Origin of the sequence: Mycolicibacterium nivoides, assembly GCF_003855255.1 — a bacterium.
GTDB classification, from domain to species: domain Bacteria; phylum Actinomycetota; class Actinomycetes; order Mycobacteriales; family Mycobacteriaceae; genus Mycobacterium; species Mycobacterium nivoides.
Map to the genome: position 1 here is coordinate 2,545,556 of NZ_CP034072.1, position 19,919 is coordinate 2,565,474.

23 protein-coding genes and 1 tRNA gene are annotated in these 19,919 nt (G+C 66.2%); 11 read left to right on the top strand and 13 right to left on the bottom strand.

Translation table 11 applies throughout. The features are described from left to right. The first annotated feature begins 178 nt into the window (after positions 1-178). From EH231_RS12030 to EH231_RS12040, 3 genes are read left to right on the top strand one after another with little or no spacing between them, the layout of a single operon-like run. On the top strand, positions 179-1,027 hold the full coding sequence (locus tag EH231_RS12030) for an SDR family oxidoreductase (RefSeq protein WP_090435001.1): 849 nt from the start codon (positions 179-181) through the stop codon (positions 1,025-1,027). Further along, positions 1,024-2,538 carry a class I adenylate-forming enzyme family protein gene (locus EH231_RS12035; RefSeq protein WP_090434998.1) on the top strand — a complete coding sequence of 505 codons (1,515 nt, stop codon included), beginning with the start codon at positions 1,024-1,026 and terminating at the stop codon, positions 2,536-2,538. The genes EH231_RS12030 and EH231_RS12035 overlap by 4 nt, the downstream gene beginning before the upstream one ends. Further along, entirely contained in the window at positions 2,535-2,846 is a 312-nt protein-coding gene (locus EH231_RS12040; RefSeq protein ID WP_090434996.1) for a hypothetical protein, read from the top strand. Before EH231_RS12035 ends, EH231_RS12040 begins: the two co-directional genes overlap by 4 nt. 13 nt (positions 2,847-2,859) lie before the next feature. Here EH231_RS12040 and EH231_RS12045 read toward each other — a convergent pair whose 3' ends face one another. Continuing rightward, entirely contained in the window at positions 2,860-3,495 is a 636-nt protein-coding gene (locus tag EH231_RS12045) for a TetR/AcrR family transcriptional regulator (RefSeq protein WP_124712484.1), read from the bottom strand. Positions 3,496-3,585: 90 nt separating this feature from the next. On the opposite strand from EH231_RS12045, the gene EH231_RS12050 reads away from it, so the two are divergent. Then, entirely contained in the window at positions 3,586-4,020 is a 435-nt protein-coding gene (locus EH231_RS12050; protein WP_234927234.1) for a nitroreductase family deazaflavin-dependent oxidoreductase, read from the top strand. A 47-nt stretch (positions 4,021-4,067) separates the two neighbouring features. On the opposite strand, the gene EH231_RS12055 is transcribed toward EH231_RS12050, so the two are convergent. The 8 genes from EH231_RS12055 to EH231_RS12090 form a co-directional block, all read right to left on the bottom strand. Beyond that, entirely contained in the window at positions 4,068-4,805 is a 738-nt protein-coding gene (locus tag EH231_RS12055; RefSeq protein ID WP_124712485.1) for an SDR family NAD(P)-dependent oxidoreductase, read from the bottom strand. Between the two features lie 70 nt (positions 4,806-4,875). Further along, the gene (locus EH231_RS12060; RefSeq protein ID WP_124712486.1) at positions 4,876-5,955 is read right to left on the bottom strand and encodes a phosphotransferase; all 1,080 of its coding nucleotides are present in this window, start codon (positions 5,953-5,955) and stop codon (positions 4,876-4,878) included. Further along, entirely contained in the window at positions 5,952-7,154 is a 1,203-nt protein-coding gene (locus EH231_RS12065) for a cytochrome P450 (RefSeq protein WP_124712487.1), read from the bottom strand. The genes EH231_RS12060 and EH231_RS12065 overlap by 4 nt, the downstream gene beginning before the upstream one ends. 114 nt (positions 7,155-7,268) lie before the next feature. Beyond that, the gene (locus EH231_RS12070) at positions 7,269-8,255 is read right to left on the bottom strand and encodes a LacI family DNA-binding transcriptional regulator (protein ID WP_090434978.1); all 987 of its coding nucleotides are present in this window, start codon (positions 8,253-8,255) and stop codon (positions 7,269-7,271) included. After that, positions 8,252-9,589, bottom strand: coding sequence for an MFS transporter (locus tag EH231_RS12075; RefSeq protein ID WP_420891962.1), 1,338 nt, complete (start codon positions 9,587-9,589; stop codon positions 8,252-8,254). Before EH231_RS12075 ends, EH231_RS12070 begins: the two co-directional genes overlap by 4 nt. A gap of 82 nt (positions 9,590-9,671) precedes the next feature. Next, positions 9,672-10,205 (bottom strand): alkyl hydroperoxide reductase AhpD, encoded by a 534-nt coding sequence (ahpD, locus tag EH231_RS12080; protein WP_090434975.1) that lies wholly within the window; start codon positions 10,203-10,205, stop codon positions 9,672-9,674. 2 nt (positions 10,206-10,207) lie between these two features. Beyond that, positions 10,208-10,795, bottom strand: a complete 588-nt coding sequence (locus tag EH231_RS12085) for a peroxiredoxin (RefSeq protein WP_090434971.1) — start codon at positions 10,793-10,795, stop codon at positions 10,208-10,210. Positions 10,796-10,914: 119 nt separating this feature from the next. Beyond that, the gene (locus tag EH231_RS12090; protein ID WP_090434969.1) at positions 10,915-11,577 is read right to left on the bottom strand and encodes a nucleoside/nucleotide kinase family protein; all 663 of its coding nucleotides are present in this window, start codon (positions 11,575-11,577) and stop codon (positions 10,915-10,917) included. A 100-nt stretch (positions 11,578-11,677) separates the two neighbouring features. On the opposite strand from EH231_RS12090, the gene EH231_RS12095 reads away from it, so the two are divergent. From EH231_RS12095 to EH231_RS12105, 3 genes are all read left to right on the top strand, one after another. Continuing rightward, positions 11,678-13,111: a neutral zinc metallopeptidase gene (locus EH231_RS12095; protein WP_090434965.1), complete on the top strand. Its 1,434-nt coding sequence runs from the start codon at positions 11,678-11,680 to the stop codon at positions 13,109-13,111. A gap of 27 nt (positions 13,112-13,138) precedes the next feature. Then, on the top strand, positions 13,139-13,684 hold the full coding sequence (locus EH231_RS34250) for a DUF4333 domain-containing protein (RefSeq protein WP_241177940.1): 546 nt from the start codon (positions 13,139-13,141) through the stop codon (positions 13,682-13,684). Between the two features lie 92 nt (positions 13,685-13,776). Continuing rightward, the gene (locus EH231_RS12105; RefSeq protein WP_090434959.1) at positions 13,777-15,609 is read left to right on the top strand and encodes a fatty acyl-AMP ligase; all 1,833 of its coding nucleotides are present in this window, start codon (positions 13,777-13,779) and stop codon (positions 15,607-15,609) included. A gap of 95 nt (positions 15,610-15,704) precedes the next feature. On the opposite strand, the gene EH231_RS12110 is transcribed toward EH231_RS12105, so the two are convergent. Together EH231_RS12110 and EH231_RS12115 are read right to left on the bottom strand one after the other, a co-directional pair. Beyond that, positions 15,705-16,073, bottom strand: a complete 369-nt coding sequence (locus tag EH231_RS12110) for a SpoIIAA family protein (RefSeq protein WP_090434956.1) — start codon at positions 16,071-16,073, stop codon at positions 15,705-15,707. A 55-nt stretch (positions 16,074-16,128) separates the two neighbouring features. Next, positions 16,129-16,548 carry a hypothetical protein gene (locus tag EH231_RS12115; RefSeq protein ID WP_170856513.1) on the bottom strand — a complete coding sequence of 140 codons (420 nt, stop codon included), beginning with the start codon at positions 16,546-16,548 and terminating at the stop codon, positions 16,129-16,131. Positions 16,549-16,694: 146 nt separating this feature from the next. On the opposite strand from EH231_RS12115, the gene EH231_RS12120 reads away from it, so the two are divergent. Next, entirely contained in the window at positions 16,695-17,444 is a 750-nt protein-coding gene (locus tag EH231_RS12120) for a potassium channel family protein (protein ID WP_234927236.1), read from the top strand. A 26-nt stretch (positions 17,445-17,470) separates the two neighbouring features. Here the strand turns inward: EH231_RS12120 and EH231_RS12125 are convergent. After that, positions 17,471-17,554: transfer RNA gene (locus EH231_RS12125), tRNA-Leu, on the bottom strand. An 89-nt stretch (positions 17,555-17,643) separates the two neighbouring features. Here EH231_RS12125 and EH231_RS12130 point away from each other — a divergent pair. Continuing rightward, positions 17,644-18,384, top strand: a complete 741-nt coding sequence (locus EH231_RS12130; protein ID WP_170856512.1) for a hypothetical protein — start codon at positions 17,644-17,646, stop codon at positions 18,382-18,384. A gap of 14 nt (positions 18,385-18,398) precedes the next feature. On the opposite strand, the gene EH231_RS12135 is transcribed toward EH231_RS12130, so the two are convergent. Further along, on the bottom strand, positions 18,399-19,094 hold the full coding sequence (locus tag EH231_RS12135; protein WP_124712488.1) for a DUF6882 domain-containing protein: 696 nt from the start codon (positions 19,092-19,094) through the stop codon (positions 18,399-18,401). Between the two features lie 79 nt (positions 19,095-19,173). Between EH231_RS12135 and EH231_RS12140 the strand changes: the two genes are divergently transcribed. Next, positions 19,174-19,557: a hypothetical protein gene (locus EH231_RS12140; protein ID WP_090434942.1), complete on the top strand. Its 384-nt coding sequence runs from the start codon at positions 19,174-19,176 to the stop codon at positions 19,555-19,557. After that, positions 19,554-19,916, top strand: a complete 363-nt coding sequence (locus EH231_RS12145; RefSeq protein WP_090434939.1) for a DUF3817 domain-containing protein — start codon at positions 19,554-19,556, stop codon at positions 19,914-19,916. The genes EH231_RS12140 and EH231_RS12145 overlap by 4 nt, the downstream gene beginning before the upstream one ends. Positions 19,917-19,919 lie beyond the last annotated feature (3 nt).

The window sequence follows — 19,919 nt, forward strand, 5'->3', positions numbered from 1 at the left end:
CACTCCGAGGACCGGCGGCGACATGGGCGAACAGGTCTGGTGGACACCGATTCTTCGGGCGCCGAGCCCGACGATTACGACACTTGCTAAAAATGAGAATGCCAATACCATTTGGGTACGGTTGACAGACCGTTGACGAAAGCGCAACAGCGGATTGCTGCGCTCGACGAGGAGGACCATGTCCAGCCAGCAAGAGTCATTCACCGATCGCACGCTGGTCGTATCCGGCGGCAGCCGCGGTATCGGGCTGGCGATTGCGCTCGGCGCCGCTCGCCGCGGGGCGAATGTGGTGCTGCTGGCCAAGACCGCTGAACCGCATCCCAAGCTTCCTGGCACCGTGCACACAGCCGTCGCGGAGGTAGAGGCCGCCGGCGGCAAGGGTGTCGCGGTAGTGGGCGACGTGCGCAAAGAAGAGGACGTGGCCCGCGCGATCGAGACCGCGGTCGAGCACTTCGGCGGCGTCGACATCGTGATCAACAACGCCAGCGCCATCTCCACCGACCCCACCGAGGCGCTGTCGGCCAAGAAGTTCGACCTGATGATGGACATCAACGTCCGCGGCACGTTCCTGCTCACCAAAGCCGCGCTGCCGCACCTGCGCAAGTCGACCAACGGCCAGGTGCTGACGCTGGCCCCGCCGATGAACATGAACCCCTACTGGCTGGGCGCGCACCCCTCCTACACCCTGTCCAAGTACGGCATGACGTTGCTATCGCTGGGCTGGGCCGCTGAATACGCGGATGCGGGAATCGGTTTCAGTTGCCTGTGGCCCGAGACCTACATCGTCACCTCCGCTGTGACGAACCTGGCCGACGGGCAGAACCTGGCGCAGTCGTCCCGCAACCCGGAGATCATGGCGGACGCGGCCGTCGAGATCCTGTCGCGTCCCGCTGCCGAGGTGAACGGACAGACCTTCATCGACTCGGAGGTGCTCACCGCTTCCGGCGTCACCGACCTCTCCCGCTACGGCGGCGGGGATAATCCGATCATCGACATCTTCATCGACGCACCGGGACAGGGCCTATGAGCATCTCGCTACTGCTGGAGATGGCGGTCTCGGGCGGAGGAGACCGCACCGCAGTGGTGTCCGACGATCTCCGCCTGACCACCGAGGAACTCAGCACCCTGGCCGACGGCGGCGCCGGTGTTATCGCGGCATCCGGGGCCGCCCACGTGGCCTATGTCGGCACCGGCGGCGCAATGCTGCCGTTGCTGCTGTTCGCCTCTGCCCGTGCCGCCGTGCCGTTCACCCCGCTGAACTACCGACTCAGCAAGGACGGCCTGCACGAACTGATCGAGCGGCTGCCCGAGCCACTGGTGGTCACCGACGCCGAATACGCCGATGTCGTCGCCGGGGTGGGCAAGCAGGTCATCACCTCGGAGGAGTTCCTGGCCGCGGCGCGCCTATACGAACACCGCCCGGAATCAGACCCAGTGTTCGCCGACCCCGACGCCGTCGCGGTCGTGCTGTTCACCTCGGGCACCACCTCACGCCCCAAAGCCGTCGAGCTCACCCACAACAACCTCACCAGCTACATCACCGGGACAGTCGAATTCGCATCGGCGGCAGAGGAGGACGCCGCCCTGATCTGCGTCCCGCCGTATCACATCGCCGGGGTCAGCGCGGCCATGTCAAACCTGTACGCCGGCCGGAAGATGGTCTACCTGCGACACTTCGACGCCGGCAAATGGGTCGATCTGGTCCGCACCGAGGGCGTCACGTCGGCCACCGTGGTGCCGACCATGCTGGACCGCATCGTCACTGCCCTCGAAGCGGCCGGCCTCCAACTGCCCACCCTGCGCAACCTCGCCTACGGCGGCTCGAAGGTCGCGCTGCCCCTGGTCCGCAAGGCCCTGCAGCTGCTGCCGAACGTCGGCTTCGTCAACGCCTACGGATTGACCGAAACCAGTTCCACGATCGCGGTTCTGGGCCCCGACGATCACCGCGAGGCACTGGCCGCGAAGGATCCGGCCGCCGCTCGGCGGCTCGGTTCGGTGGGCCAGGTGGTGCCCGGGATCGAGGTCCAGATCCGCGCCGAGGACGGCACTGTGCTGGGCGCCGGCGAGACCGGAGAACTCTTCGTGCGCGGTGAGCAGGTGTCCGGCCGCTACACCGACATCGGGTCGGTGCTCGATGCCGAAGGCTGGTTCCCCACCAAGGATGTCGCCATGCTCGACGGAGGCGGCTACCTGTTCATCGGCGGGCGGTCCGACGACACCATCATCCGCGGCGGGGAGAACATCGCCCCGGCCGAGATCGAGGACGTGCTCGTCGAACATCCCGAGGTCCGCGACGTCGCCGTCGTCGGCCCGGAGGACCCGCAGTGGGGACAGATCATCGTGGCCGTCGTGGTACCCGTCGAGGGCACCTCACCCGACCCGGACGCGCTGCGCGATCATGTGCGCAAGCAGCTGCGTGGTTCACGCACCCCCGACCGGGTGGTGTTCCGTGATGAACTACCCACCAACCCGACCGGCAAGGTTCTGCGCCGCCAACTCGTAGACGAACTCGCACCAGCCTCTAAGGAGTCAGCATGATCAAGAACGGCACCCGCCTGCAGAGCCAGGTGTGCGACACCCAGGTCATCGTGGTGCGTAGCGCCGACAGCCTCGACGACCTCCGCGCGGGTGGTGTCGCGATGATCGCACTTGACCAAGGAACGCCTGCAAAGGATTCCGGTCTCACCATCGACCCCGCATTCTCCGACGGCAATCTGATGGGCAAGCGCTACGTCGACGAGGGCGGGGCCGAGGTGCTGGTCACCAAGGCCGGCGCCGGCACGCTGTCGGTCGGGACCACCGCCCTCAGCCTGAAGGAAGCCAAGCCGCTCCCGGCCAGCGACTAGGTCGGCATCGGGGCTAGGACTGCATCAGCCTCGCGGCGACGGCCGCCGCCTCGGCCGCGCCTGCGGGCAGTGGGGTCGCCGCGGCGGCGCGTAGACCGTCCAGCAGCAAGGCAATCTGGCGGCGGGCCACCGCTGGGGCGTCCGGGCCGCCATGGTCGGCCAGGCAGGCATTGAGCCAAAGCGCTGTGAACAGGTCGTCGACGGTGACGTCAGCACGCAGCGAACCATCGGCCTGAGCGCCGGCGATCAACCGTGAACCGAGGTCCAGACTGGCCTGGCAGATCTGCTCGATCGCCGGCGAGGCGTATCGCGAGGTGCACATGGCATCACTGAAGGCATGGTCGCCGGCCTGCAGGTCACACAATCCAAAAATATAGGTGGCGAGGCGATCCCAAGCTGAGTCGGCGGACAGCGCGCGCTCAGACAGATCCTCCAGCGTCTGCGCGAGCAGGGCGGGCAACGCTGCGTCGATGAGGTCCTCGCGAGTCGCGAATCGGTTGTAGAGCGTGCCGATACTGACCCCCGCGCGCGCCGCGATCGCTTCCAGCGGAGCGCCGAGCCCGCGCTCCTGAAACTCGGCCTGCGCGGCTTGAAGCAGTTTCTCGCGATTGCGGCGCGCATCGGCGCGTAACGCGCGTTGTGCAGGCATCGCACCTCCAGAACTAACTTGACACCCGCCCTCAATATAGCGTTAGGCTGGGCCGCATAACTTGAGCACATTCCTCAACTTGGAGAAACAGTGAAGCTGCCCTGGTACATCAAGCCCGGCAACAAGGCGATCATCGCGCTGTCCCGGCTCGGACTCCGTTTCGGCGCAAAAGGTCCCGTGATCCTCACGGTCACCGGACGTAAATCCGGGCAACCCCGCGCGACACCGGTCACACCGATGTTCGTCGACGGCAAGCAATACGTCGCGGCGGCACCGGAGGCCGCGTGGATCGCAAACGTGCGGGCCGACCAGGCCGCGACGTTGAGCCGAGGGCGTCGAGTCGAGCAGGTACGGGTGGTCGAACTATCCGACGAGGACGCCAGGCCACTACTTCGCCTGCTACCCAGCCTGATTCCCGGCTGGGTAGGCTTTCTCCGCCAGGGCGGACTGGTGGTCGACGGTGGCCCCGAGGAGTTCGAGGCGCTACTGGGGCGGATGCCGATCTTCCGGATGGATCCCGCGTAGGTCCGCCATGCCGCGTCCGCCGCGCGCTCGGATCCTCAAGACCTACCTCAGGGGTGACGGCTGGTCACTCCCCCATCCACGACGAGTTGCGTACCGGTGATGAACGACGCCTTCGGTGACATCAGGAACGCCACGGCGGCCCCGATCTCGTCAGGCTGCCCGAGCCGGCCCAGCGGCGCGGCCTGTTCGAAGCTCGCACGGATCTCCTCGACGTCCAACGCGATCTGGAGCATCGGGGTGTGGATGAAGCCCGGGCACACGGCGTTGACGCGAATTCCCAACGGGCCCAACTGCGCAGCCATTGACCGCGTCATACCGAGCAAGCCTGCCTTGGAGGCGCAGTAGGCCGGGATGAACGGGTTGGCGGCCAGGCCCTCGATGCTGGAGATGCCGACGACCGCGGGCGATCCACCATCTTTCGCGGACCTCTCCAGGTGCGGCAACAGCAACTGCACCAACAGCGCCTGCGCACGCAGATTCACGTCGAGCACCGCGTCCCACGACTCCTCGGTGAAGGCGCCCACCGGTTCGGGGAGCACGCGGCCCGCGGCGTGCACCAGGCCGTCGATCCCGTCGAGCGCCTGCGCTGCCTCGTCAACCGCCACCGACAGTGCAGCGGTGTCACACACGTCGATCACCGTCGAGGGCATGCCCAATCCTTCGGCCACCTCGCGGACCTCGGGCGCTATGTCCCACAACGCGACCCGTCGGCCGTCTGCGATCAGCGCCTCCGCGCTGGCCCGGCCGATCCCCGAGGCTGCACCTGTCACCACCACACCTGTCATGCCGGACACCGTAGTGGCTCGGCGGGTGTCCAGATCGAGGATTCCCGTCAGGCGGTCGGTTTGCCGGAGGTCACTGACCGATGAGATCGGCCAACGCCTGCGCGGTCTGCAGATCCTCGTAGGCCGCTGAATACCGTTGAGCCAGCGCCAGAGCGATGTCGGGCCGCTGCCACAGCTCGCCCGCGCTGGCGGTGGCCAGCCAGGTCATGAGGCCGTGGGCGACCGAAGCCCGGTAGCGCAGCCAGATCTCGTCGGGTGACGGCAGTTCGTCGGCGGGCAGTCCGAGCTCGTCGCGGTACTCCTCGAGCAGCTGGCGTTCGGACACCCGGCGGTCTTCCGTGGTCAGTGCGCCCTGCAGGAAGTAGCCGAGGTCCAGGGAGAAGTTGCCGTGACGGGCCACCTGCCAATCGAGGAACCCGACATCCCCATCGGGCAAGAGGTAGGTGTTTCCGATGTGCGGATCGCCGTGCAGCAGCGTCTGGGAGGTGGCGGGCAAGGTGAGGGTCTGGATGAAGGGCTTCCAAATCCCTTCCACCAGGTGGTCGATCGTCAACGCATGAACTGAGGCTGGGGCGTCGTCGCCCAACCGCGCGAGTGCAGCAGGTAGGGGCGCCCACTGCATACCGTCCCAGGGCACGAAGGGCTCCAGCCACTCCAGACCGGGACGCCGCACGCGCTCGCCCCAGAACGCACCGTGCAACCGGGCAAGGCCGCGCACGCCGTGCGCAGCCTGCTCCACGGTCAGCGGCCGGGTGGCGTCGCGCGGATCGGCGGCGCGAGCGGTCAGATCCTCCATGACCAGCATGAAGTCTTCGTCGCCCTCGTCGATCGGCGCGGCGTACACCGTCGGATGTTCCAGCGGCAGTTCAACTTTCGAGTTGAACAGCCTGGGTTCGTGCAGCAGGCCGCTGGTGTACTTGATCATCTCCTTGTGGCCGGGGTCGACTGCCTTGGCGAACACCCTGGAAGGCCCAGACGGCCCTGGCTTGTAGGTGACCGACAGGCGCGCACGACGGTTGGTGCCGTCGTCGCGCATGTCGACGGTCACGCGGTCCACCACGGCATCCGGGTGATGGTCGGCCAGCGCTGCCGTCAACCACTCGGGCGTGACCTGTGCCCAGTCCTTGGGGACGGTCAGCCCGGCTGTCATCGGATCACAACCGGCATCGAATCCCAGCCACGGACAGTGGAAGTCGGCGAAAGTATGGCGTTGTCGAGATCCACATCCCACTCCGGGAAGCGCTTGAGCATCTCCTCCAGCGCGATCCGGCCTTCGAGACGCGCGAGGGCCGAGCCCAGGCAGTAGTGGGTTCCGACACTGAACGCCAGGTGCTGGCGTTGTTCGCGGTGGATGTCGAAAACCTCACCGTCGGGCGGGAACTGACGGCTGTCGCGGACGGCCGCACCGATCAGCATCATCATCACGCTGCCCTCGGGAACCGTCTGGCCGTAGAACTCGACGTTACGGGTGACGTAGCGGGCGACGTGCGGGGCCGGCGGCTCGAACCGCAGCAGTTCTTCGATGGCCTGAGGGATGAGCGCGGGGTTCTCGACCAGCTGGCGCCGCTGCTCCGGATGCTCGGCCAGCACCTTTGCCGCCCAACCGATCAGCCGCGTGGTGGTCTCGTTGCCGGCACCCGCCACCACGTTGATGTAGATGAGCAGTTCCTCGCGGGTGAGCTTGCGGTCGACCCCGTGCTCGTCGGTGAACTCGACGTTGAGCAGATCGGTCATGATGTCGTCGGACGGATTGTCCTTGCGCCAGTCGATGTAGGTCTCGAAGATCGAGCCGTCGACCAGACCCTCCTGAGCCGCCTTCATCGGCTTGCCCGCCTCGGTGCGCAACTGGTCATTGCCGTGGTCGCGGATCATTTCCTGGTCGTCCTCGGGGATGCCCAGCAGCGCACTGATCACCCGCATCGGCATGATCGCGCCGAAATCCTTGATGAAATCGACCTTGCCCGCGCCCACCAGCGGATCCAGCGACTGCGCGCAGAATTCCCGGATCTTGGGCTCCAGCGCATTGATCTTGCGTGGGGTGAACATCCGGGCCAGCAGCTTGCGATGCACGGTGTGGATCGGCGGATCCTCGAAAATCAGTGCGCCCGAGGGGATGTCGATGTTGGCCTTGATCAGTTCGATGATCGCGCCGCGGGCCGAGCTGAAGGTCTCGTGGTCGACGAGCCCCTTGTTGACATCGGCGAAACGGCTCAACGCGTAGAAGTCGTGCTGCTCGTTGTAGTAGAGCGGCGACTCCTCGCGGAGCCGGGCGAACGTCGGATACGGGTTGGCGTTGATCTCGACGTCGTAGGGATCGAAATACACGTCACTGGTGGTGCTCACACTCACGGCGGTCCGCCTCTCTGAGGGCTGCGGAGAGTTACTTACCCGCGTAAGTTACACGTCGGGACGGCCACCGGACAAGGCCGCCTCGCCTTACGGTCTGCTGTTCACATGTAATGCTCAGGTGCTGTCGCGCACGATGAGCGCGGCAGGGTCACTACCGTCGGCGTCAGCGACCGTCGGATATCCGAGTTCGGCCATCATGGCCGGGACCGCGGCATCGACGATGGTCTTGGCGTCGAATGCGACTGAGGTCAGCGGCGGGGAGCTCACCGCACCCAGCGGTATCGCGTCGACCCCCATGACCGCGAGATCGTCAGGGCAGCGCAAGCCGGCCCGGCGTATCCCGTGCAGCACCACGAACGCCGTTTCATCGCTTTGCGCGCACACGGCCGTCACACCCGTTGCCACCCACTTCGACACGACCGCGGCCGCATCGGACCCATCGGTGGCCACGCTGTCGACCTCGATCTCGGGCAGGCCTTGCGCGCCGGCGGCCACCCGAAGACCCGACAACCAGTAGTCACCCAGCGGCCGGAGCACCTCAGCGCCGGAATAGGCGAAGCCCAGGCGCGTGTGGCCGCGCGCCATCAGGTGCTCCACCCGCATCGCCCCGACGGTCAGGTGCAACGACCCGAGCGCGCGCAGCTTCTCGCTACCCAGGTAGATCTGCGGAATCCTCGCCGCCTCGACCGCCGCGGCAGCGGCACCCGTGAGCGGGAAGACGCCGGCAACGGCCACCGGGTTGAGGTTCGCCACCGCGTCGACGATGTTCTGGCCGTCGTCCGTCTCCAGCTGCATCGACAGCACGATGCCGTGCCGGCCGAGCGCAGTGGTGAGGCGACTGCCGACCTCCAGAGGCAGTTCGCCGAGATCGGTGCGCGGCACGATGTAGAGCACCACACCGCTGCCGCCGACCGCGAGGTTGCGGGCCGCCAGGTTGGGCCGGTAGCCGAGTTCGGCCGCAGCCTTGCGCACCGCCTCCTGGGTCTGCTCCGAGATGCGTTGCCCTTGAACATTGTTGAGCACGTAGCTGACGGTCGCCGTCGAGACGTTGGCCAGCCTGGCAACGTCTGCTTTCGTCGGGCGTCCTCGTGTCGTGCTCACGGTCTCATCGTGGCACGTTGCTGACCAGTTGGGTTATCCACACCCGAAAGTGGCCGCCCCGCGCTCTCGCGCAAGGTCAAGACGGTGACCAGCGAGACGATGCCCGCGACAACCAGGTACAGCGCGGGCGCCAGGTTGTTGCCGGTCGCTGCGGTGAGCCAGGTGACCACATACGGAGTGGTCCCGCCGAACAATGCCACCGCGATGTTGTAGCCGATCGAGAAACCGCTGTAGCGCACGCGGGTGGCGAACAGTTCGACGCCGGCCGTCACGGCGGTCGCCACGTATACCGACTCGATCGCGGCCAACACACAGTGCCCGGCGATCGCCGCCGCCACCGATCCCGAATTCATCAGCAGGAACAGCGGATACGCGCACACTACGAACCCCACCGAGCCTGCGATCAGCAGGGGTTTGCGCCCGATCCGGTCCGACAGCGCGGCCAGCGGCAGGATCAGGATCAGCGCGACCAGGCTGGCCAGGGTGATCGAGACGAACGCCTGCGTCTTGCTGAAGTGAAGTGCCTTGATGAAGTACGTCGGCAGGAAGGTGAAGACGACGTAGTAGCCGACGTTGAACACGATGAAAAGGCCGATGACTTGCAGGATCGCCCGGCGGGCGGTGCCGACGGCTTCACGCAGTGGCGACGTGGCGACCCGATCGGCCTCGTCGAGTTTGGCGAATTCGGGCGTGTCATCCAGTCGCAGCCTGATGTAGAGGCCGACCAGGCCGAGCGGTGCGGCCACCAGGAACGGGATACGCCAGCCGTAGTTCTCCATCGCCTCCGGCGGCAGAAATGCCTGCAGCACAGTGACGGTGACCGAGCCCAACAGGAAGCCCAGCACCCCCGACCACGCGATGAACGTGACGGTGAGCCCGCGCCATCGAGTGGTCGCGTATTCAGCGAGATACACGGCCCCGCCGCCGTATTCACCGCCGGCCGAGAACCCTTGCAGGCACCGCAGCAGGAGCAGCAGCAATGGTGCGGCCACGCCGATCGTGGCATAGGTGGGCAGCAGGCCGATGCCCAGAGTGGCGGCCGACATCAACAGGATCACGACAGCGAGTACGCGCTGTCGCCCCAGCCGGTCCCCCAGCGGACCGAAGACGAAGCCGCCGAGGGGGCGCATGAAGAACGCGGCGGCGAAGATGGCGAAAGTGTTGAGCAGTGCGGCGGTTTCGTTGCCCGACGGGAAGAAGTTGGCCGCGATGTAGGTCGCCAGAAACCCATAGATGGCGAAGTCGAACCATTCCACCGCGTTACCGATGGACGCGCCGGTGATCGCCTTGCGCACGACGGGATCGATGCTGGTGTTCGTCCTCGGTGCCGTCAACAGAAAACTCGCCTCTCGGATCGCGAGAGGCGAGTTTATCTGTTGGGTTATGCGCTTAAGCCTCTTTCTGGAGGCTTGAGCATCAGACCGCGGCGAGTGCGTCCGCGGTGAGCAGTGCCTGGGCCACCCCGGAGACGATCGACGCCAGCCGAATGGCTTCGAAGATCGTCGTGCGGGACACCTCGGCGTCACGCAGCACGGTCTCGTGTGCCGACAGGCAGTGCGAGCAGCCGTTGATCGCCGACACCGCCAGCGACCACAGCTCGAAATCCGCCTTGGGCACACCGGGGTTGGCGATGATGTTCATCCGCAGCCCGGCCCGCAGATCGTCGTAGCGACCGTCGAGCTGACCCTTGGTGCGATAGAAGACGTTGTTCATCCCCATGATCGAGGCGGCGCCGAGGGCGCCGTTGTAGGCCTCGGCGCTCAGCACGTCGAGGGCGTCCTCGGAGATCTCCTTCAGCAGGCGCGCCGACTTGGTCGCCGCGGCGGTGGCCACCAGGGCGCCCCACAACTGCTGCTCGGTGAGCTCGGTCGACTTCACGATGCTGCCGAAGTTGAGCTTGAGGTCCTTCGCGTACTCCGGAAGGGCTTCCTTGATGTTGTCGATGCTCACGGTCAGACCGCCTCGGCCAACAGCTCACCGGCGTTCAGCGTCGGATCGCCCTTCTTCCAGTTGCAGGCGCACAGCTCGTCGGACTGCAGCGCGTCGAGCACACGCAGCACCTCGTCGACGTTGCGCCCCACCGAGCCCGCGGTCACGGAGACGAACTGGATCTCGTTGTTGGGATCAACGATGAAGGTGGCACGGTCGGCCACACCGTCGGCGTTCAGAACGCCTGCGGCCGCCGAGAGCTCACGCTTGAGGTCGGAGACCATCGGGAACGGCAACGTCTTCAGGTCCTCGTGCTGCGCACGCCACTGGAAGTGCACGAACTCGTTGTCCACCGAGACGCCGATGACCTTGGCGTCGCGATCCTCGAAGTCCTCGTTGAGCTTGCCGAACGCGGCGATCTCGGTCGGGCACACGAAGGTGAAGTCCTTGGGCCAGAAGAAGATGATCCGCCACTTGCCCTCGTCGTCCTTGTTGGTGACGCGGGTGAAATAGTCATCGGGCTGCTTGGCGTCGACCTTGGACAGATCTCCGCCAACCACGGCCGTCAGGTCGTATTCCGGGAACTGAGAACCAATCGTCAAAAGCGCCATCGCAACCTATCCAATCTCGCATGTTTTTTCTGGAATGATTCCAGATTTACACATCGATTCTGGCCGTCGGCCGACCGTTATAGCAACTCGATCAGGCGTGATTATCCACACAAACGACATCAGTGTGAGTTGGGCATCACTGGGCCAAGCACGGTGTCGACCGATACCGACAGATCGGCCCGCACCGCGGTGCCGGCCACCAACCGCGCGTTGGGTTCGTCGACCTCGGCAACCCAGCGCCGCGCCTCATCTGCCCGTTTGCCGAACGTAATGTGACGGGCCACCAGACGCGCGACACGCACATCGTCTTGTACTGCGCAGTACCAGATTTCGTCGATCTCAGCGGCCACAGCCGACCAACCGGGATCGTCGAGCAACAGGTAGTTGCCCTCCGTGAGCACCACGGCCGCATCCGGGAACACCGGGATCGCGCCGGCGACGGGCTGCTCGATGTCACGCTCGAAGCCCGGCGCGTAGACCACCTCGGTCCGCGCACGGATGCGGCGCAGCAACGCCGCGTAGCCGGCAACGTCGAAGGTGTCGGGCGCCCCCTTGCGGTCCATCCGGTCCAGCCGGCGCAGCTCCACATCGGCGAGGTGAAATCCGTCCATCGGCACATGGGCGACCGCGTCGGCACCGAGACGTACCCGCGCGGCCGCGACCAGCGCCTCCGTCAGCGTGGATTTGCCCGCGCCCGGCGCCCCGGCGATCCCGATGACCGAAGTCCCCGGCTCCGCCGCGTAGGCCAGGACCCGGGCCAGCAGACCGTCGAACGTGCTCATAACGGGTGCCATTGTCGCGCAGGTCATCGAACGGCCCGTGCCGAACGTCGCCACGAGCAGGTAGAACTGGCTGAGGCGGATCGCACGGAAGGCGGCTCAATTGGCGAGGTTTCGCTGGTGGCTCGGTCTGGTCTGCTGTGCGGCACTCCTGGCCGGCTGCGGGAACGCCACAGTGGTCGGCGGCCGGGCGACCTCGATGTTGTTCCTGCCCGACCGCGTCGGCGGCCTGCCGGTGACCGACGGCCACAGCGGCATCCGGCCCGACGCACCCGGACCCACGCGCCAGGCCGAGAACACCGACGGCGGCCAGATCGACGACCTGGCCCTGCTCGCCGTCGACGACATCGAGGATTTCTGGTCGCAGAACTACACCGGCGGCTCGCTGCCGGGAACCTTCACCCCCGTGTCCCGGCTCGTCTCGTTCAACTCCGACCTCTCCCCCGGGCTCGACATCTGCGGGGAGAACACCGTCGGGCTGACCAACGCCTTCTACTGCCTCAAGAGCGACGTGATGGCCTGGGACCGCGGCGTGGCGATTCCCGTCGCGGCCCAGTATTTCGGCCAGATGGGTGTGGTAGGTGTGATGGCCCACGAGTACGGCCACGCCGTCCAGCAACAGGCCCGGCTGATCAACGAGAGCACGCCCGTACTGGTGGCGGAACAGCAAGCCGACTGCCTCGCCGGCGTCTACCTGCGCTGGGTGGCCGCGGGTAAGTCACCGCGCTTCGAGTTGAGCACCGGTGACGGCCTCAACCACGTCCTGGGCGGTCTGATCTACATCCGCGATCCCCTGATGACGCGGATGGACGCCACGCTCACCGGCAACGAACACGGGTCGGCGCTGGACCGGGTCAGCGCGTTCCAGATCGGCTTCAGCGGCAACGTCGACCAGTGCGCGGCCATCGACTCCGACGAGATCAAGAAGCGCCGCGGCGATCTGCCCAAGTTCCTCGACTTCTTCGGCGGAGCGCAGAGCGCGAACAGCACGATCACCGCCGATCTGCTGGGCAAGACCATGCAGTCGCTGCAGCAGGTCTACGCACCGGCCAACCCACCGAAGCTGAGCACCGAGCCCACCGCATGTCCCGACGCGGGACCGTCGCCACCGGCGTCCTACTGCCCGGCGACCAACACCATCGTGGTGGACCTGGACGGGATGAAAGCGTTGGGGGAAGCCAGGAACGAGAACGACGAACGCGAGCTACTGCAAGGCGACAATTCGGCGATCTCCGTTCTCACGTCGCGCTACGCGCTGGCCGTACAACACGAAAAGGGCCTGGTGCTCGACACTCCGGTGGCCGCCATGCGCACGGGCTGCCTGACCGGCGTGGGGCAGGCCAGGATGGCCGAGGAAGGTCACCCGATCACGTTGTCGGCCGGTGACACCGACGAGGCGATCAGCGGCCTGCTCACCAACGGACTGGCTGCCAGTGATGTCAACGGCCGGGTGCTGCCGGCCGGGTTCACCCGCATCCTGGCCTACCGGTACGGCCTGCAAGGCGATGATGCGCAGTGCTACCAACGGTTCGCGTGATCCGATGAGCCGAGTCGAGGAGAGCCGATGAGCGGTCCCGAGCAGCCGTGGTGGGCACGGCCCGGCGGCGCACCCCTGCCCGGCGGCACGCCGCCACCGGGAGCTCACCCAGCCCGGCCCCCGCGGACGCCGCCACCCGTCCGAGGACCGGCACCGCTCCCAACGCCGCAACACCACGGCCGGCCCGCTCCGCGGCCGCCGCGACCACCACAGCCGCCACCGCCGCCCAAGCCCAAACCTGCCGACCGGCGTCTGCTCATCGGTGCGGCCGTCGCCGTCGTTGCGCTCGCGATGGTCGGCACCGGTGTGTGGGCGTGGAGCCGTGTGGATGCCGACAGCACCCGCCTCGACGTCCATCAGGCCGAGTCCGGGGTAGCGCAGATCCTGTCCGACCCCATCAACGGCTACGGGGCCAACCGGATCGTCGCGGTGGCTTGCAACAACGGCGAGGATCCGATCGTGCGAGCCGGGGAAACCTTCACATGCGCGGTCGAGATCAACGACACGCTGCGCCGGGTGATCGTGGAATTCACGGACAATAACGGGACTTATGCAGTTGACGGGCCCAGATAGAGAGACGCACGACACATTTTCGGTACCCGGTGACAACCCACACCCGACCACGCTGCCAGGCTTTATTAGAGCCGCTATTAGTCTTACGGGTTATGGGTCGGGATCCCGCTGCAACCAGTGCTGTTGATTCGTCGGCGTCGAACATCGAGAACTACGTTCGCGACGACGGCACGATCGTCGTACCCGACGGCGTCACACTGACGTCGTTCCTGGATCGCAACCGGCTCATCTTTGGCGATGAGCCGTCGTATCGCTTCCTGGACTACTCGACCGATCCCGACGGCCGCGCCGTCGAGCTGAGCTGGAACGCCCTGTGGTCGCAGGTGTGCGCTGTCGGCGCCCGACTGCAGCAGGTCACCAAGCCCCGCGACCGGGTGGCGATCCTGGCCCCGCAAGGTGTCGAGTACGTCGCGGCGTTCTTCGCGGCGGTGCACGCCGGCAACATCGCTGTCCCGCTGTTCGCGCCGGCCCTGGCCGGTCACGCCGAGCGACTGGCCGCGGTGCTGTCCGACGCCAAACCGACAGCGGTGCTCACCACGACGTCCGCGGCCGAATCGGTCCGCGCCTTCATCAAGACGCTGCCGGCCGCCGAGCGCCCCCGCGTGATCGCCGTCGACGCCGTCCCGGACACGCTGGCCGAGATGTACGTCAGCCCCGAGGTCGACATAGACGACATCGCCTACCTGCAATACACATCGGGGTCGACCCGAACCCCGGCCGGTGTCGAGATCACCCACCGCAACGTGTGTACCAACGTCATCCAGATGATCCTGGCCGGCGACCTGGACACCGGCATCCGCAGTGTCAGCTGGCTGCCGCTGTATCACGACATGGGCCTGATCATGATCATGTTCCCGGCGCTGTGCGGTGGCCACATCAGCCTGATGGACCCGATGGCGTTCGTCCGCCGCCCGTACCGCTGGATCAAGCGCCTGGCCGAAGAGGCCGCCCACGGTCGCACCTTCGCAGCTGCCCCGAACTTCGCCTTCGAGCTGGCTTCCGAGCGCGGCCTGCCGCCTGAGGGCGAGACACTGGACCTGACCAACGTTGTCACGCTCCTCAACGGCTCCGAGCCGGTGACCATGGCCTCGGTCGAGAAGTTCACCTCGGCATTCGCCCCGTACGGGCTGCCCGCGACAGCGGTCAAACCGTCCTACGGGATGGCCGAGGCGACGCTGTCGGTGGCCAGCATCGCACCGAGCGCCGCGGCCAGCGCCGTGTACCTCGACCGCGACCAGCTCAGCGCCGGACGCGCCGTGCCGATCTCCCCGACCGACGAGGGCGCCGTGGCGCATGTGTCCTGCGGCCAGCCGATCCCGAATCAGTGGGCGGTGATCGCCAGCCCCGACGGCGACGAGCTGGCCGACGGCAAAGTCGGCGAAATCTGGCTGCACGGCAACAACGTCGGCCAGGGGTACTTCGGCCGCGTCGATGAGAGCGAGCGGGTGTTCGCCAACAAGCTGCAGACCCGGCTCACGACGGGGAGCCACGCCGAGGAGGTGCCCGACAACGGCCATTGGCTGGCGACCGGCGACCTCGGCGTCTACCTCGACGGCGAGCTCTACCTCACCGGCCGGATCAAGGACATGATCCTGATCGACGGACGCAACCACTACCCGACCGACATCGAGACCACCGTCAGCGCGGCGTCCCCCGCCGTGCGCTCGGGCTATGTCGCGGCGTTCTCGGTGGTCGGAGACCGCGGTGAAGAACTGGTGATCGTGGCCGAGCGGGCCGCCGGAGCCGGACGTGCCGAGCCCGGCCCGATCGTCGACGCGATCCGCGCGGCCGTGTCACGCCACCACCAGATCCGGGTGGCCGACGTACGCATGGTCGCGGCCGGCGTGATCCCCCGCACGACGAGCGGCAAGCTGGCCCGAAATGCCTGCCGCGCTGAGTATTTGAGCGGGAAGTTCAACAAGTAGGGCTGGTTCGCCTATGTTTGGCGCCGAGTGCGACGGAAATGTCGCAACCCGGCGCCCCCAACGACGTTTGCGTTGATTTCGGCTTGCCCGCGGCCTCAGCCCGCCGCCCACTCCTTGGCCTCATCGAGCTCACCAAGCCCGAAGACCTTGAGTTCCCCCGGAATCATCCACGCGAAAGCGTGCATGGCGTGGGCGACCCACTCCATATCGGATACGACGGCGATCCGTTTGAACGCGGAGTGATGGCGCAGCAGCACACCGAGGCCCAGCTTCAAATCCTCTACGAGCCCGCCGCTTCCGAATCCCTCATAGTCCGGCGAGATGACCTCGACGATCCGGATCTCGCCGGTGTCGAGCAATTCGTCCATCGTCGGCCGGAATTCGCGCAGATCGTCACCACGCACTCGACCCGACACTCGGATACCGAACACACCCTCGGGCATGTCGGGAAGGACGTCAATCATCGGTTCTCCTCCCGTCTCACGCCTCGAGTCTGCACCCAAGCGGCAGTGCTTCGATTCAGGAACGCGAAGACTCCCAGAGACTTGATATCTCCGACGGCACGTTCTCGCTCTTGACGGCACTCCGTGTCCACCCGCCATGGCTTCCCGGAGCAATCCTGTAGACCCCTCCATCGCCCGAATACACCCACAGCTGTTCGGGTTCGGTGGGCAGCCAGGTCATCATCACGCCGTTGCGGGGGCTGTAGGAGGAATGGTCATGGAAGACCTCCTTGCCGGCCTTGTCGCGAACCACCGCGACCCAGGGCTTCACGCCGTCCTCGTCCGTCCCCTCCTCCGCGAACGCGGTGTAGGTGCCCGACGGGGACGCCTGGGAGTGTCCGGGGGTGATCGTCTGCCCGGACGCGTCATCGCCTTTACCGCAACCCGCGGCAATCGCCACCACTGCCAGAATCAACGCGACTATCCGCTTGCTCACGTGTGTCCGTTCCCCTTCCGCGCCCACCCGCGCGTGGTACGCCTCCGCCGCGCCTCGGCGAGATGGAACGATACGGTCTGGCCGCCGAGAGTGAAATCCGCCGGGTTGCCTCAGCCGATCGCGGATTTGTGTCGCACACTTTTGCGGTGACGATCCAGCAGCGCCTCGACAGGTGGGAGGCACGCGCCGAGTGGCCGCTGGCCTCGGTGGCAGCGGTGTTCCTCGCGGCGTACTCGGTGGAGGTGCTGGTGCAGCCGCACGGGTTGGCCGCCCGGGCCGTCGACTTGGCGACCCTGCTCACCTGGGCAGTGTTCACCGCGGACTATGCGGCCCGGCTGTATCTCGCCGACGACCGCAAGCAGTGGTTCCGGACCCACCTCGTCGATCTGGCGATCGTGCTGCTGCCGCTGTTGCGGCCGCTGCGGCTGCTCCGTCTCGTCGTGCTGATCGGCGTGATCCAGAAAGCCGTCGGCCACGCGATCCGCGGCAAGGTCATCCTCTACACGATCTCGGGTGCGGTGCTGCTGGTCTATGTCGCGTCGCTGGCGGTATTGCAGGCCGAGCGTGGGCAGCCCGACGCCCACATCACCAACTTCGGCGACGCGATCTGGTGGGCGATCACCACCATCACGACCGTCGGCTACGGCGACATGTACCCGGTCACCACGACCGGACGAGTCATCGCAGCGCTGTTGATGATTGGCGGGATCAGCCTGGTCGGTTCGATCACCGCGACGATCGCGTCGTGGATCGTGCAGACCGTGGCTGTCGACGACGCTGCCAGTGCAGCGGTGACGGCGGCCCACATCAATGAGCTACGCGCGGAGATCGCGTCGCTGCGTGAGGAGTTGCGGTCGCCGGCCGTCGAGGGCTCGGGAACCGACCACCGACCGTGAACCTGGATCACCAACGAGTTGAAGAGTGCGGGCGGTGGGACTCGAACCCACACGTTCTTTCGAACACGGGCACCTAAAGCCCGGGCGTCTGCCAGTTCCGCCACGCCCGCAGAGCCACGATCGTACAGCCCGCTTTATCAGCTTCGACTGTCGGTAGCCATCAATATCGTCGAGGCATCGCCTGACGAAGGGGTGCGTCGTGCGGTCGGCAGAAGAGTTCAACAAGGTTCAGCAGCTCATCAGAGCCGGCTTGAACGACTGCGCTATCGCCCGGCACACGGGCATACCCCGCAAGACCGTCTGGCAATGGCGCTGCAAACCCCGAATCCGTCCGAGGTCGACAACCGACGCTTCAGGACGCTGCACCGTCCACGACTTCTCCGCGCTTCCCGCCAAGGCATATTGCTACGTCCTTGGTATGTACCTCGGCGATGGGTGCATCTCCCGAGGCGCGCGGACATGGCACCTGAGGATCACGCTCGACACAAAGTACCCAGGCATCATCGACAGCTGCCGTGACGCCCTCGACATTCTGATGCCTGGTCAGCACGCGGCCCTTGTCCGTCGCAAAGACAACTGCGCCGATGTGTCGCTCTGCTCGAACCACTGGCCATGCCTTCTTCCGCAGCATGGTCCGGGCAGGAAACACACCAGACCGATTCGGTTGGAGCCTTGGCAGGAGGCACTTGTCAAGCGAGCCCCAGAGGACTTCGTGCGCGGCCTGATTCACAGCGACGGTTGTCGCGTGATTGCGGACGATCGCGGCGTCAAGAGCATCCGCTATCACTTCTCGAATAGGTCTGACGACATTCGGGCCCTCTATTGCGCCGCGCTCGATGAGCTCGGGATTCCGTGGACCCGCCCCAGCAAGTACGACGTTGCCGTGTACCGCAAAGCCGCCACCGCTCGCCTCGACGAATTCATCGGCCCTAAGGTCTAGTGGCAGTGGACGCACTACCCGGACGGTAGGACCTGACCCGACATGTTGATCAGCCGGTCGTGCTCGTCGAAGAGCAGTTCGGCGTGGCCGTCGGGCAGCACGACCCGCAGACCGCCCGGAATCTGTTCGACCGACACTTCCCGCAACGCCGCCCATACGTACACGCTGCGGGGTGCGACCGGCATGGCCTGCAACGCCTCGCCGACACAACGCATCAGCCGGGGCGCGCTCGGCGCGGGCAACTGAAGCCGATCGTCGGTCAGCACGATCACGCCGACGATCCCATCCTCGAGCGCGAAGGTATAGCAGGGCTTCAACCCGAGATTGAGCGACGCGACGGCGCCCATCCACCACGCGAACTCCCGCGGCGTCGCGTCGCCGAGCGGCACCTCCGCATCACGCAATTCGGCAATACCGTTCAGCTCACCGCGGTCGCGGAGCACGGCGCTTCCGTATTCGTCCGGACGCGGGAAATCGGGGTTCGCCCATCCCCACTGCCACATCCCCCGTTCCGCCGAGGCAGCGCCGAGCAGCTCGCCCCGTGCGACGAAAGGTGCCACGCCGCTCGTCGAGGCCAGCGAAAACTGATGGGTTTCGGCATCAAAGCTCCAGCCGCCGTCATACGGGGTGCCTTCGCCGACGAGGTCCGAGAGATAGGCCTGCGCCTCGGCTTGAACGATCGCGGCGTCGAGCAGCATTTCTTCGAGCACGCGAAAAGCCTAAGTGCCACTCGCGGCCCATCCGGGCACGTATTTTCGACCCCCGCGACCCGCGCCGTACCATGGACGAATGTCCACTACACGGCGTAGGAGACCAGCGCTCATCGCACTGGTCTTCCTTGGCGCGGCCGGCTGCCTCGCACTGGCCTGGTGGCAGTGGACCCGCTACGAATCCGCCTCGGGCACCTTCCAGAATCTGGGCTATGCCCTCCAGTGGCCGATGTTCGCCGGGTTCTGCTTCTACGCCTATTACAAGTTCGTCCGTTATGAGGAGGCACCGCCGGAGCGGGATAACGGTGAGCTCACCGAGATCCCCGCGGGCCTGTTGCCCGAACGCCCCAAGGCCGCAGCGGCCGACGCCGACGACCGAGAAATGTCCGAGTACAACGCCTACCTTGCCGAGCTGGCCAAGTCCGACGCCCAGCCCGAGAAGAAAGACAGGACCGACAGATGACCGCACCAGAACCGGGCGCCGAGGTCACGCCGCCTGTTTCGATGCCCAAGGAGACCATCCGCAAGGCCCTGCTGGGCTACCGCGTGTTGGCCTGGACGACGGGCATCTGGCTGATCGCGCTGTGCTACGAGATGGTGCTCAAGTACATCGTCCAGGTGGACAACCCGCCGAGCTGGATCGGCATCGTGCACGGCTGGGTGTACTTCATCTACCTGCTGTTCACGGCCAACCTCGCGGTCAAGGTCCGCTGGCCCATCGGCAAGACGATCGGCGTGCTGCTCGCGGGCACGATCCCGCTCCTGGGCATCATCGTTGAGCACTTCAACACGCTCGACCTCAAGAAGCGCTTCGAACTGTAAGCG

Excerpts from the sequence above, each read along its gene's own strand:
- EH231_RS12030 (WP_090435001.1), top strand. The coding sequence starts at position 179 with ATGTCCAGCCAGCAAGAGTCATTCACCGATCGCACGCTGGTCGTATCC.
- EH231_RS12035 (WP_090434998.1), top strand. The coding sequence starts at position 1,024 with ATGAGCATCTCGCTACTGCTGGAGATGGCGGTCTCGGGCGGAGGAGAC.
- EH231_RS12040 (WP_090434996.1), top strand. The coding sequence starts at position 2,535 with ATGATCAAGAACGGCACCCGCCTGCAGAGCCAGGTGTGCGACACCCAG.
- EH231_RS12045 (WP_124712484.1), bottom strand. The coding sequence starts at position 3,495 with ATGCCTGCACAACGCGCGTTACGCGCCGATGCGCGCCGCAATCGCGAG.
- EH231_RS12055 (WP_124712485.1), bottom strand. The coding sequence starts at position 4,805 with ATGACAGGTGTGGTGGTGACAGGTGCAGCCTCGGGGATCGGCCGGGCC.
- EH231_RS12060 (WP_124712486.1), bottom strand. The coding sequence starts at position 5,955 with ATGACAGCCGGGCTGACCGTCCCCAAGGACTGGGCACAGGTCACGCCC.
- EH231_RS12085 (WP_090434971.1), bottom strand. The coding sequence starts at position 10,795 with ATGGCGCTTTTGACGATTGGTTCTCAGTTCCCGGAATACGACCTGACG.
- EH231_RS12090 (WP_090434969.1), bottom strand. The coding sequence starts at position 11,577 with ATGAGCACGTTCGACGGTCTGCTGGCCCGGGTCCTGGCCTACGCGGCG.
- EH231_RS34250 (WP_241177940.1), top strand. The coding sequence starts at position 13,139 with ATGAGCGGTCCCGAGCAGCCGTGGTGGGCACGGCCCGGCGGCGCACCC.
- EH231_RS12105 (WP_090434959.1), top strand. The coding sequence starts at position 13,777 with ATGGGTCGGGATCCCGCTGCAACCAGTGCTGTTGATTCGTCGGCGTCG.
- EH231_RS12110 (WP_090434956.1), bottom strand. The coding sequence starts at position 16,073 with ATGATTGACGTCCTTCCCGACATGCCCGAGGGTGTGTTCGGTATCCGA.
- EH231_RS12140 (WP_090434942.1), top strand. The coding sequence starts at position 19,174 with ATGTCCACTACACGGCGTAGGAGACCAGCGCTCATCGCACTGGTCTTC.
- EH231_RS12145 (WP_090434939.1), top strand. The coding sequence starts at position 19,554 with ATGACCGCACCAGAACCGGGCGCCGAGGTCACGCCGCCTGTTTCGATG.